General features: G+C 68.3%; 14 protein-coding genes and 1 tRNA gene. 12 read left to right on the top strand and 3 right to left on the bottom strand.

Features of this window, described 5'->3' with window-relative positions:
* Positions 1 to 219 precede the first annotated feature (219 nt).
* The 5 genes from ACFVWR_RS14725 (at position 220) to ACFVWR_RS14745 (ending at position 3,366) form a co-directional block, all read left to right on the top strand.
* Entirely contained in the window at positions 220 to 1,230 is a 1,011-nt protein-coding gene (locus ACFVWR_RS14725) for a TadA family conjugal transfer-associated ATPase (protein WP_387213473.1), read from the top strand.
* Positions 1,187 to 2,128, top strand: a complete 942-nt coding sequence (locus tag ACFVWR_RS14730) for a type II secretion system F family protein (RefSeq protein ID WP_387213476.1) — start codon at positions 1,187 to 1,189, stop codon at positions 2,126 to 2,128. Before ACFVWR_RS14725 ends, ACFVWR_RS14730 begins: the two co-directional genes overlap by 44 nt.
* A gap of 206 nt (positions 2,129 to 2,334) precedes the next feature.
* On the top strand, positions 2,335 to 2,535 hold the full coding sequence (locus ACFVWR_RS14735; RefSeq protein WP_387213512.1) for a DUF4244 domain-containing protein: 201 nt from the start codon (positions 2,335 to 2,337) through the stop codon (positions 2,533 to 2,535).
* Positions 2,536 to 2,557: 22 nt separating this feature from the next.
* Entirely contained in the window at positions 2,558 to 2,977 is a 420-nt protein-coding gene (locus ACFVWR_RS14740) for a TadE family type IV pilus minor pilin (RefSeq protein WP_387213479.1), read from the top strand.
* Complete coding sequence (locus ACFVWR_RS14745; RefSeq protein ID WP_387213482.1) at positions 2,974 to 3,366, top strand: Rv3654c family TadE-like protein; 393 nt, start codon at positions 2,974 to 2,976, stop codon at positions 3,364 to 3,366. The genes ACFVWR_RS14740 and ACFVWR_RS14745 overlap by 4 nt, the downstream gene beginning before the upstream one ends.
* 134 nt (positions 3,367 to 3,500) lie before the next feature.
* On the opposite strand, the gene ACFVWR_RS14750 is transcribed toward ACFVWR_RS14745, so the two are convergent.
* Positions 3,501 to 3,746, bottom strand: coding sequence for a hypothetical protein (locus ACFVWR_RS14750; protein WP_387213485.1), 246 nt, complete (start codon positions 3,744 to 3,746; stop codon positions 3,501 to 3,503).
* 212 nt (positions 3,747 to 3,958) lie between these two features.
* Here ACFVWR_RS14750 and topA point away from each other — a divergent pair, with 212 nt between their 5' ends.
* The 6 genes from topA to ACFVWR_RS14780 all read left to right on the top strand — a co-directional run bounded on the left by topA (position 3,959) and on the right by ACFVWR_RS14780 (position 11,124).
* Complete coding sequence (gene topA, locus ACFVWR_RS14755) at positions 3,959 to 6,811, top strand: type I DNA topoisomerase (RefSeq protein ID WP_387213488.1); 2,853 nt, start codon at positions 3,959 to 3,961, stop codon at positions 6,809 to 6,811.
* Positions 6,808 to 7,455: a dTMP kinase gene (gene tmk, locus ACFVWR_RS14760; RefSeq protein WP_387213491.1), complete on the top strand. Its 648-nt coding sequence runs from the start codon at positions 6,808 to 6,810 to the stop codon at positions 7,453 to 7,455. The genes topA and tmk overlap by 4 nt, the downstream gene beginning before the upstream one ends.
* 39 nt (positions 7,456 to 7,494) lie before the next feature.
* On the top strand, positions 7,495 to 8,691 hold the full coding sequence (locus tag ACFVWR_RS14765; protein WP_387213493.1) for a DNA polymerase III subunit delta': 1,197 nt from the start codon (positions 7,495 to 7,497) through the stop codon (positions 8,689 to 8,691).
* Positions 8,688 to 10,247 (top strand): alpha/beta hydrolase, encoded by a 1,560-nt coding sequence (locus tag ACFVWR_RS14770; RefSeq protein WP_387213496.1) that lies wholly within the window; start codon positions 8,688 to 8,690, stop codon positions 10,245 to 10,247. The genes ACFVWR_RS14765 and ACFVWR_RS14770 overlap by 4 nt, the downstream gene beginning before the upstream one ends.
* 57 nt (positions 10,248 to 10,304) lie before the next feature.
* Complete coding sequence (locus ACFVWR_RS14775; RefSeq protein WP_387213499.1) at positions 10,305 to 10,976, top strand: TetR family transcriptional regulator; 672 nt, start codon at positions 10,305 to 10,307, stop codon at positions 10,974 to 10,976.
* A 72-nt stretch (positions 10,977 to 11,048) separates the two neighbouring features.
* Positions 11,049 to 11,124 (top strand) — tRNA-Thr (locus ACFVWR_RS14780).
* Here ACFVWR_RS14780 and ACFVWR_RS14785 read toward each other — a convergent pair.
* Positions 11,095 to 11,484 (bottom strand): type II toxin-antitoxin system death-on-curing family toxin, encoded by a 390-nt coding sequence (locus ACFVWR_RS14785; protein ID WP_387213502.1) that lies wholly within the window; start codon positions 11,482 to 11,484, stop codon positions 11,095 to 11,097. The genes ACFVWR_RS14780 and ACFVWR_RS14785 overlap by 30 nt on opposite strands.
* A gap of 11 nt (positions 11,485 to 11,495) precedes the next feature.
* Positions 11,496 to 11,726 carry a hypothetical protein gene (locus ACFVWR_RS14790; protein ID WP_387213505.1) on the bottom strand — a complete coding sequence of 77 codons (231 nt, stop codon included), beginning with the start codon at positions 11,724 to 11,726 and terminating at the stop codon, positions 11,496 to 11,498.
* A gap of 170 nt (positions 11,727 to 11,896) precedes the next feature.
* On the opposite strand from ACFVWR_RS14790, the gene ACFVWR_RS14795 reads away from it, so the two are divergent.
* Positions 11,897 to 12,136: hypothetical protein (locus ACFVWR_RS14795; RefSeq protein WP_387213508.1), on the top strand; the 240-nt coding region annotated here is incomplete at its 3' end.

The raw sequence follows: 12,136 nt of genomic DNA on the forward strand, positions 1-12,136 counted from the left end.
CCCCGGCCGAATATTAATTCTGGCGTGCGGCGCAACCGATTCCCCCCAATCATGCGCCGCAGTGGCCGCACCTGTTCCCCCCAATAGGTGCGGCCCCCCTCTTTTTAACGGCCCGGTCTGCTCGGGTCGCGTTTCTCCACAGGGCTCGGCCGAGGTCGCGTTCTCCACCGATCGTCCGCTCGCCCGCTCTCAGTGCCGTTCGGCTTCTAGCGTCGAGGGATGACGACGGTCCTACCTTCGATACAGCCTCCTCTTCCTCCGCCGACGCCGTGGCAGACGTTCGGGCCGCTTGCGCCCTACCTGCTGCGCGGAGGAGTTACAGACCTGTTCGTGAACGGTGCGGGCGAACTCTGGGCGGACGGCGACTCGCGCGGGCTCCGCCGACTCGAAGGCTGGCGAGCCGACGAGCAGGCGACCCGCGAACTGGCCGTCCGCCTGATCGCCCGCGGCGGCCGGCACATCGACGAATCGACACCGTTCATGGATGTGCGCCTCGAAGGGGGAGTGCGCGTACACGCCGTTCTACCGCCGGTGTCGACGGTCGGAACGCTTCTCTCCATCCGCATCCCGAGCCCTACGCAGCCGCTTCTCTCCGATCTGGTGGCGGCAGGATCGGTCTCGCCATCGCAGCAGGGTGTGCTCGAACGCGCGATCGCGAGTCGCACCAATCTGCTCATCACGGGGGCGGGGGGATCGGGAAAGACCACGCTGCTCGCCGCGCTGCTCTCGTACGCGCCGCCGAGCGAGAGGCTCGTCGTCATCGAAGACGTCGCGGAGTTGCGCATCCGGCACCCGCACGTGGTCGGCCTCGAGAGCCGGCAACCGAACCTGGAAGGCGCGGGAGGAGTCGACCTGCGCCGCCTAGTGCGCGAGGCGCTGCGGATGCGTCCCGACAGGCTCATCCTCGGCGAGTGTCGCGGCGCCGAAGTGCAAGACCTGCTCGCAGCGCTGAACACCGGCCACGACGGCGGCGCCGGCACGCTGCACGCGAATTCGCTCGCCGATGTCGCCGCCCGGCTGGAAGCGCTGGGGGCACTGGCCGGGCTCGGTGATCACGCGCTCGCGAGACAGGCGGTCAGCGCGATCGGGTTGGTCGTGCATCTGGAGAGGGTCGACGGGATGCGGCGCATCGCCGGGTTCGGCCGTCTCGCCCTTCGCGACGACGGCCGGCTGGAGGTGAGTGCCCGTGGCGACGAAGGTCAGGATCGGCAGATCGCGCCCGGCTGGTGAAGCGGGAGACGAGGCCGCGGGGGCGGTGGAGCGGCTTGCGACGCTGCTCGAAGCAGGCGTCGCCCCGGAGTCGGCGTGGGCGTACCTCGGAGAGTTCAGCTCGCATCCGGTGATCGCGGCGATCGCGGCGGGCGGCGCGAGAGGCGAGAGGCCCGCGGAAGCTCTGGACCGATCCGTCGCGGGTCGCGGTGCAGTCAACGACGCCTGGCGTTCGCTCGCCGCTGCCTGGATCGTCGCCGACGCGTGCGGCACGCCTCTCGCGCCCACACTCAGAGAGTTGGCGACGGCCTTGCGCGCGGGAGCCGAGACCGAACGGGACGTCGATGTGGCGCTCACCGGGCCCGTGGCGACCTCCCGTCTCGTGACCTGGTTGCCCGCCGTCGGGCTCGCGCTCGGGATGCTGATGGGGGTGGATGTGGTCGCCGCTCTGTTCGGCAGTCTTCTCGGTGCGGGAGCGCTCGCGGCAGGCGTGGTGCTGATGCTCTGCGGCCGGGCGTGGACGCGGTCGATGGTGGCGCGCGCGACGCCGCGGCGCGCCTCGCCCGGGCTCCGGCTCGACCTCACGGCGGTGGCGCTCTCCGGTGGGGTCTCCGTCTCCCGCGCGACGGCGATCGTCGACGAGTCGCTCGCTCGCTTCGGTCTGCGCGGGGGAGCGAGTGCGGAGCTCGGCCGCATCCTCGCCCTGGCGGACAGGGCGGGTGCCCCTGCGGTCGACCTCTTGCGAAGCGCCGCGCGGCAGGAGAGAAGAGAGGCGCGCACGAGCGGCCAGCGTGCCGCGGCTGCGCTCGCAGTGCGGCTGATGCTGCCGCTGGGCATTTGCGTGCTGCCGGCGTTCATGCTGCTCGGCGTCGCGCCGGTCGTCCTGTCGATCGTCTCCTCCACAGTCGGCAGTCTCTGATGCCTCTCCACAGATCGACCGGCTCCCCGCCGCCGCCGCGGTGGCCGGCTCAGGATGGGAGCAGGCGCAGGAACCGTCGGCGCCGGGAACGGGGAGAAATGATGTTCGAAGAGAAGCGAGCCGGGCGCTCGCGCGGGAGGGTGCTGGTCGATGCGGTTGCTGCGGTCGATGCGGCTGCTGCGATCGATGCGACTGCTGCGGTGGATGTGGCCGCTTCGGGGGAGCCATCGGCCCGAGGAGTGTGGGCGCGGCTGCGGGATGACCGAGGGTCGGCGACCGCGGAGTACGCCGTCGCCACGATGGCCGCGGTCGGGTTCGCCGGTCTGCTCGTCGCCCTGCTGCGCGGCGACCAGGTGCGCGCAATCCTCACCGACCTGGTGACCCGTGCGCTCACCATCGCCGGCTGATGCGCGAGGGGAGCGGGGAAGCGTGACGGCGGAATTCGCGGTCGTGATGCCGGCGGTGCTGCTCTGCCTCGGCCTGTGCATCGGCGCGATCCAGGTGGTGACCCAGCAGGTGCGGCTCACCGACGCGGCCGCGGTGGCCGCGCGCCTCACTGCGCGCGGTGATGACGCGGCGACGGTCATCGCGCGCTCGGGGGCGGCTGCGTCCGAGACGAGCACGGCCGACGGCCTGGTGTGCGTTCGCCTGACCGCGATGACGGCGGTCGCCGGACTCGGCGCGCTGGGCATCACCACGTCGGCGGCGGCCTGCGCAGGTGCCGACGCTGCCGCGGGTGCCGACGCTGTCGCGGGTGCCGACGCCGCCGCGGGTGCCGCTGGTGTCGCTGGTGCCGACGCCGCCGCGGGTGCCGCTGGTGTCGCTGGTGCCGCGGGTGCCGCGCAGTGAGGACCAGGCAGGCGGCGCCGGGGGTGGTGTGGGTCAGCGATCGGCGCGGCGCGCTGGGCGAACGGGGGTCTGCGTCGACGCTGTGCGTCGCAATCGTCGCGGCGCTCGCCGTGCTCTCGAGCGGCGTGGTCGGTGCAGCCGGTGCCGGCGTGGCGAGACAGCGGGCAGCGGGCGCGGCAGACCTGGCGGCGCTCGCCGCGGCCGACGTCGCCTCCGGGGCGCAGCCGGGCGTGCCGTGCGCGGAAGCGAAGCGAGTGTCGGCAGCCAATGGGGCCGACCTGTCCCGATGCGCGCTCGACGGGGTCGTCGTCACGGTCACCGCGTCGGTCGGCTACCTCGGGTTCGACGTCAGCGTCGAAGCCCGGGCGGGGCCGCCCGCACATCCCTGAGCCTCCACTCGTTCGCCCGCTGCGCGTTGGGGTGCCAGTCGTTACAGCTTGTCGGCGTGAATTGTTGCAACTACTGGCGCCTCGGCCCGCCGAAGGGGCTAGGAGGAGAGGGGAGAGGGGAGAGGGGAGAGGAGCTAGACGAAGATCGTCTCGAGATAGCGGTACTCGACGGCGCTGGGGCGCTCGTCGAGGGCGTCGTCCGAAGCGAACTCGCTGCCGGAGGAGCGCACGTACAGGTAGCGCTTCGCGGTGGCCCCGACCGGGATCTCCAGCCGGGGGCGGGGCACGCCGGCGTCGAGGAACTCCGTCGCGATGGTGGTGCCCTCGAGGGGGCCGTCGGTCAGTTTGGCGGTATACGTCGTCGTTGAAGTGGTAGCCATGCAGTTCATTTTCCTCCCGTGGTGGGCGACCGCAAGGGCTGCGCCCACGGCGAACGCCGCGCGAAGGATTAGGCAGACAGGCGGCTCAGGTGTGTATGGTGTGCCTGACGGGCTGAGTCGCCCGGCTCGCCGCAAGGGGCGCGGCGCTCGGGGGAGCGCGCTATCGGACGTTCAACTGTTGAAACACAGTGCGTACATATAAGAGGAGTCAGGTGTCTGACACGAAGAAACTCGTCATCGTCGAGTCTCCGAACAAGGTGAAGTCCATCGCCCAGTACCTGGGTGAGGGTTACGAGGTCATGGCCTCGGTCGGACACATCCGTGACCTCATCGAGCCCAAAAACCTTCCGCCCGAGCTCAAGAAGGGCTCGCTCGGCAAATTCTCTGTCGACGTCGACAACGGCTTCGAGCCGTACTACGTGGTCTCCGATCAGAAGAAGAAGACGGTCGCGGACCTCAAACGGGCACTGAAGACCGCCGACGAACTCGTACTCGCAACAGATGAAGACCGTGAGGGCGAGGCCATCGCGTGGCACCTCATCCAGGAGCTCAAGCCCAAAGTCCCGGTGAAGCGGATGGTGTTCCACGAGATCACCCGCGAAGCCATCGAGAAGGCGCGCGACAACACGCGTGACATCGACATGGCGCTCGTCGACGCGCAGGAGACGCGACGCATCCTCGACCGGCTGTACGGCTACGAAGTGTCACCGGTGCTGTGGCGCAAGGTCGGTCCTGGGCTCTCCGCGGGGCGAGTCCAGTCGGCGGCGACCAGGCTCGTGGTCGATCGCGAGCGGGAACGCCTCGCGTTCGTGCCCGCCTCCTACTGGGGACTCACCGCGCACTTCATGCCCGACGCCGACGCTGGAACCGAGAAGCCGACCGGATTCGAAGCCCGCCTCGCGCGTCTCTCCGGCGACCGGGTCGCCACCGGGCGCGACTTCGACGACCACGGACAGCTCACCTCGAACGCCCGCACCCTCGACGAGACCGCCGCCACGGCGTTGGCCGCGGCGATCAGCAGCCCGAGCACGCAGGTCGCCGTGAGCAAAGTCGAGTCGAAGCCGTATTCACGTCGCCCGGCGGCGCCGTTCACCACCTCGACCATGCAGCAGGAGGCGGCGCGCAAGCTGCGCTTCTCCGCGCGCCAGACGATGAGCGTGGCACAGTCGCTCTACGAGAACGGCTACATCACCTATATGCGAACCGACTCCGCGTCGCTCTCGCAGCAGGCCACCAACGCGGCACGCTCACAGGCCGCCAAGCTCTACGGCCCCGAGACGGTTCCGGAGAAGCCCCGTACATATGCGTCGAAGAACAAGAACGCGCAAGAGGCCCACGAAGCGATCCGCCCCTCCGGCGAGACCTTCCGCACGCCGTCCGAGGTCTCCTCGGTGCTGCGCGGCAACGACTTCAAGCTCTACGACCTCATCTGGAAGCGCACCGTCGCATCGCAGATGGCGGACGCCAAAGGCCAGACCGCATCCGTGACCGTCGAGGCGAAGATCACCGAAGGCGACAGCAGCGGCACCGTGGCGGAGTTCACGGCGAGCGGCACGGTCATCACGTTCCGCGGGTTCCTCAACGCGTATGAAGAAGGTCGCGACGAGGAGCGCAACGCCAACGCCGAGCCGAGCGAGGCGAAGCTGCCGCCGCTCGAGGTCGGCCAGGCGCTCGACGTGAACGACGTCGAAGCCGACGGCCACGAGACGACGCCGCCCCCGCGTTACACGGAGGCGAGCCTGGTCAAGACGCTGGAAGAGCTCGGTATCGGGCGTCCTTCGACCTTCGCGAGCATCATTTCGACGATCGTCGACCGCGGGTACGTCACGCCGCGCGGGCAGGCGCTCGTGCCGAGCTGGGTCGCGTTCTCGGTGGTGCGCCTGCTGGAGGACTACTTCGGTGACCTCGTGCAGTACGACTTCACGGCGGAGATGGAGAACGACCTCGACCGCATCGCCGACGGCGAAGCGGAGCGGGTCGACTGGCTCAACAGCTTCTATTTCGGCAGCGACAAGCACAAGGGACTGCGCCGGGTCATCGACAACCTCGGCGAGATCGACGCGCGCGGCATCAACTCGATCGCGATCGACGACGACATCACCCTCCGCATCGGCAAGTACGGCCCCTACCTCGAGGTCGCAGAAGAAGGAGCGGCCGAAGACGCCACGCCTCGCCGGGTGAACATCCCGCAAGAGCTGGCGCCGGACGAGCTCACGCCGGCGAAGGCGCGCGAACTGATCGACGCACCCGTGCTCACCGACCGTGTGCTCGGCGTCAACCCGCAGAACGGCAAGAACATCGTCGCGAAAGACGGCCGGTTCGGGCCGTACGTGACCGAGCTCGACCCGGAAGAGCCGGAGAGCGCAGACGGCGCGACGGTCGACCCCGCCACCGGCGAGGTGACCGAGGCGCCGAAGAAGAAGACGACGAAGAAGGCGGCCGCCGCGAAGCCCCGCACGGCATCCCTCTTCAAGTCGATGGATCTGGCGACGCTCGACCTGCCGACCGCGCTGCAGCTTCTCGACCTGCCCCGCACGGTGGGCGCCGACCCCGAGAGCGGCGAAGAGATCCAGGCGCAGAACGGCCGCTACGGGCCCTACTTGAAGAAGGGCGCCGACACGCGCTCGCTGCCGAGCGAAGACGACATCTTCGGCATCGACCTGGCCGGCGCGCTCGAACTGTTCGCGCAGCCGAAGTACGGTAACCGTCGCGCGTCGAGTGCTCTGAAAGAGTTCGAGGCAGACCCCGTGAGCGGCAAGCCGATCAAGGTCAAAGACGGTCGCTTCGGCCCGTATGTGACCGACGGCGAGACCAACGCCACCATCCCGCGCGGCGAGATGGTGGAAGAGGTCGACTTCGACCGGGCCGTTCAGCTGCTGGCCGACAAGCGCGCGAAGGCCCCCGCGAAGAAGGCCCCCGCCAAGAGGGCCCCCGCCAAGAAGGCACCCGCGAAGAAGGCGACCGCCAAGCCTGCGGCCAAGAAGACCACGACCGCGGCGAAGCCGGCAGCTGCGAAGAAGCCGGCCACCAGAAAGACCGCCGCGAAGAAGCCGACGGCCGAGTGACCGGCGGAAACGCCGGGGGAGAGAACCCGAGCGGTCTCTTCATCACGCTCGAAGGCGGAGACGGTTCCGGCAAGTCCACGCAGGCGGCACTGCTTGAACAGTGGCTGACCGAGCAGGGCCGCGCGGTCGTGCGCACGCGCGAGCCGGGAGGAACCCCCGCGGGTGTGGAGATCCGCGAGATCGTGCTGCACCACCGGGGCGACATCTCGCCCCGGGCAGAAGCGCTGCTCTACGCGGCCGACCGCGCCGACCACGTCGCGACGGTGGTGCGCCCCGCGCTCTCGCGAGGCGAGGTCGTCTTGCAAGACCGCTACCTCGACTCCTCTGTCGCCTACCAGGGCGCCGGCCGGGTGCTCGGCGGCGACGAGATCCGCGATCTCTCGCTGTGGGCGGCGGAAGGGCTGCTGCCCGATCTGACAATCCTGCTCGACCTCGACGAGACGACGGCCAGAGCGAGGCTCGACACCTCCCGCACCCGCTACGACAGGCTCGAAGCGGAGAAGGCGGAGTTCCACGCCCGGGTGCGCGCCGCCTACCTCGACCTCGCTGCGGCGGAGCCGGAGAGATTCCTCGTCATCGACGCCGCACGACCCGCGGAACAGATCGCCGAAGAGATCCGCGCGCGCCTCACGCCGTACCTCTGACGCCGAGCAGTGTCCGCCGTGACCGCTAGCCTGGACAGCATGGCAGTGTGGGACGACCTGACGGGTCAGGATGATGCCATCGCCATCTTCAAAGCGGCCGCGGCCGGCGGGAGCAAGAGCGGTGCGGCGGGAGCGACAGGCGTCGCCGGGCGCTCGATGACCCACTCCTGGCTGATCACCGGTCCACCGGGCTCAGGTCGTTCCAACCTCGCCTTCGCCTTCGCGACGGCGCTGCTCAGCCCGGGCACGCCTGGGGGGGACCTCGCGGCTCAGCGTCAAGTCGAGGCGCGCACGCATCCCGACCTCGCCGTGCTCAGCACCGAACGCGTGATCATCTCCATCGAAGAGGTGCGGTCGCTCGTCTCGAGCTCCCAGTTCTCGCCGTCGGTCGGGCGCTATCGCGTCATGATCATCGAAGACGCCGACAGGATGAGCGAGCGCACGTCGAACGTTCTGCTCAAGGCCCTCGAGGAGCCGCCCGAGCGCACGGTGTGGATCCTCTGCGCTCCGAGCGACGCCGACCTCATCCCGACCATCCGATCGCGCGTGCGCACTGTGCGCCTGCGGGTGCCGAGCGTGGCCGATGTCGCTCAGCTCATCGAACGCCGCGACGGGGTGGCCCCCGACATCGCCGAGCGTGCCGCCCGCCACGCGCAGAGCCACATCGGCATGGCCCACCGCCTCGCCACGAACGAGGAGGCACGGCGGCGGCGCCACGACACCCTGCGCCTCGCCCTCGACATCCGGTCCGTCTCGGATGCGGTGCAGGCCGCGGCGACGATGCTCGAGATCGCGGGCGCCGACGCCAAGGCGATCACCGAGGAGCGCGACGCGGAAGAGCGCGAACACGCGCTGCGTTCGCTGGGTGTCGAGCCCGGAGGAACGATTCCGCCGGCGCTGCGCTCGCAGCTGCGCCAGCTCGAAGAAGATCAGAAGCGGCGCGCGACCCGTAGCCTGCGTGATGGCATCGACCGCATCCTCGTCGACCTGCTCTCGCTCTACCGCGATGTGATGATGGTTCAGCTCGGCAGCACCACGGCTCTGGTCAATGTCGAGCTGCGCGAGAGGCTCGACCTTCTCAGCGCTCACACGACTCCTGCCGCTACGCTCGCGGCCATGGACGCCATCGCGACGGCGCGCCAGAGGATCGAATCGAACGTCGCACCGGCCCTCGCTCTCGAGGCGATGCTCACCAGCATCCTGCGGGGAGTCGGACGAAAGGGGACTAGTCAGTGACCACCCGACCGGGCCGTTCGCGCCTGAGCCGACGCGCCACCCGCACCGCACTCGTCGCGATCGCCGCCATCACGGCGCTGACCCTCAGCGGATGCGTCACCTGGTTTCTTCCCGCCAAGTCGGCGAGCACATCCTCACCCGTGAAAGAGAGCGTCGCCGCCGATCTGGCACCCTTCTACGACCAGGTTCTCGAGTGGTCGAGTTGTTCGAGCGGCAAGCAGTGCTCGACGGCGAAGGCTCCGCTCGACTGGAAGAACCCGTCGGCGGGCGAGGTCGAGTTGGCGCTCATCCGTCAGACCGCCAAAGGAACCAAGCAGGGCTCACTCCTGGTCAATCCCGGCGGCCCGGGCGGCTCGGGCTACGACTTCGTGAAGAACTCGGTCGACTACGCGACCGACTCCTCGCTGCAGAACGCGTTCGATGTGGTCGGCTTCGACCCTCGCGGAGTCGGGCACTCGACCGCCGTGAAATGCTACGACGCCAAGCAGATGGACGACTATCTGTACGGGATCACGCCGGGAGAGCGCGGCTCCGACGAATGGATCGCGGCGAACACCGAGGTCGCGAAAGACTTCGGCGCCGCCTGCGAGAAGAACACCGGCAAGCTGCTCTCCGAGGTCGACACCGTGAGTGCGGCGCGGGATCTCGACCTGCTGCGCTCGGTTCTCGGCGACAAGAAGCTCAACTACCTGGGCTACTCGTACGGCACCTACCTCGGCGCGGTCTACGCCGACCTCTACCCGGGCAAGACCGGGCGACTCGTGCTCGACGGCGCACTCGACCCCGCGGCGAGCAACTTCGACGTCACCAAGGTTCAGGCGCAAGGGTTCGAGAGCGCTCTGCGGGCCTATCTCGCCGACTGCCTGAAACAGAAGGACTGCCCGTTCAGCGGAACGGTCGACGAGGGCATGAACACGATCTCGCGACTGCTCGCGGCGGTCGAGCAGAGCCCGCTCCGCAACACCGACGGCCGCGAACTCGGCGCGAACACGCTCGTGACAGCGATCATCTATCCGCTCTACGACGCGACAGCGTGGTCGTATCTGAGCGACATGTTCGCCTCGGTCAAGAAGGGCGACCCGTCCTACGCGTTCACCCTCGCCGATGCGTACAACAATCGCGAGCAGGACGGCACATACGGCGACAACTCGACCGAGGCGTTCATGGCCATCAACTGCCTCGACTACACCTACGACGACGACCCCGCCATGATGCGCGCTCAGGCGGCCGAACTGGCGAAGGACGCACCCGTCATCGGGCCGTACATGGCCTACGGAGACATCAGCTGCGCGAACTGGCCGTACAAGACCACGTACGAGCGCGGCCCCATCGCCGCGAAAGGCTCGGCGCCCATCCTCGTGGTCGGCACGACCAACGACCCGGCGACCCCGTACGTCTGGGCCAAGAACCTGGCCGGCGAACTGGAGAACGGCCACCTGCTCACCTACAAGGGCGAGGGCCACACCGCGTACAACAAGTCGAACCGGTGCGTGAACGACACGGTCGACGCCTACCTGCTGAAGGGCACGCTGCCCGCAGACGGCAAGACCTGCTGAGCGGTGTGACGCCCGAGTGGTGCAACTTTGCAGAGAATGCAATCATTAGGCATGACCGTGGCTGAAGAAGCACTGGGGCTGCGCGAGCGCAAGCGCCTCGCGACTCGCCGAGCGATCCAGTTGGCCGCCGTGCAGCTGGCCAGCGCGCGCGGCTTCGACAGGGTGACGATCGACGAGATCAGCCATCAGGCGAACGTGTCTCCGCGCACGTTCTTCAACTACTTCCCGTCGAAGGAGTCGGCCATCATCGGCGAGCTCCCCGAGCTGCCCGACGAGGAACGCATCGAGCGTTTCGTGAACGCCGGGCCGACCGAGCCCATCCTCGACGGCATCAGCGAGCTTCTCATCGCAGCCATCGACACGGGGGAGCTGGGCGGGGATGCGGAAGCCACCTCCGAGACCGCGCGCAGCATGCAGGAACTGCACAAGAGTCGGCGGGCGCTGCTCAAAGACAACCCGGAACTGTTCGCCCAGCGCATGGCGAGCATGCACCAGTTCGAGGATGCGCTGAGCACGATCGTGCAACGGCGTCTCGGCCACGACGATCCCGCCCTGCTCGATGACCCGGAGATGTTGCACCAGCGTGCGCGCCTGGTGACCTACGTGTCGTTTGCGGGGATGCGACACGCCTGGTCGTGCTGGGCCGACCACGGAGGCGTCGAACCGCTCGCTGACCGCCTCCGGAGCTCGTTCGCCCAGCTGCAAGCCCTCGGCTCGCACGTGCGCTGAGCCCGGTTCGAACGAGCCTCCCGGATCGGGTAAGCTATCCAACTGTGCGTCTCGCTCCTTGAGCGGACCCACGCCGCCCTAGCTCAGTCGGCAGAGCATCTCACTCGTAATGAGAAGGTCAAGGGTTCGATTCCCTTGGGCGGCTCCACCAGGCGGACAGTTGCCGCGCGATATCTCCGATGTCTTCGATCTCACCCTCGGCGACCGCAACGATGAAGTCGAACATCGCGTCTTCGTCGTAGTGCTCCTCGTAGCCGTTGAGCTGGAAGAACAGGGCGCAGAGAATCCAGCCGGTGCGCTTGTTGCCATCGAGGAGCGCGTGATTTCTCAGGCTGGAGTGCAGCAACGCGGCGCCCTTGGCGTAGATGTCCGGGTAGGCGTCTCTGCCGAACAGTGTCGCGGCCGGCCGCTCGAGGGCTGACTGCAGGAGCACGGTGTCACGGACGTAGCGGAGCGGGTCGTGGCCGTGCACGGCCTTGATGACGAGAAGTGCCTCCTCGAGCGTCACGTATCGAAAGCTCAAGCGTCTCGCAGCCGCTCAAGCAAGCCCGCGTTCTCCGTCACGATCCGGTCGATCATCTGCTGTGTCGTGCGGTCGTGCGCGGCGATGTAGGCGTCGACAGCGTCGAGCACTGTGGCGGTGAAGTTCGTGTGGGTGTCCGCCGCAATCGACGCGAGGGCAAGCACCTGATCGGGGCGGAAGGCGATCAGCTTCTTGTCGCGGGCGGAGGGTGTTGTCGTCTGTGTCATTCCCTCTCACTCTCCTGAATGATCGACCATATATATGGTTCTCGGTTGAGTATATACGTCGATGTGGGCAGCCATAACTTCCCGTGCGCCCGGCGCGAAAGGGGAGTACTCTCGACGGTAAACGTGAGGATCGTTCACGTTTAGAGTGACCTACTCCTTCCGAGGTTGTCATGAGCACCACAGCGCAGGCCCGTTTTCGCAGGTTCGGCATCCTGACCGCCATCACCACGGCGGTCGGTCTGGTCTTCGGCGGTGTCGCCTTGGCCGGTTCAGCTGTTGCGGACACCGCGCCGCCCGATCCGGCGAACCCGGCGTCACCGCCGACGGTCAGTGCGGATGCGCTGCCCACCACCCAGATCGACGGCGTCGCCTGGGCGCAGGTCGTCGTCGGCAACACCGTCTACGTCGCC

Source organism: Leifsonia sp. NPDC058292, from assembly GCF_042880955.1.
Taxonomy (GTDB): domain Bacteria; phylum Actinomycetota; class Actinomycetes; order Actinomycetales; family Microbacteriaceae; genus Leifsonia.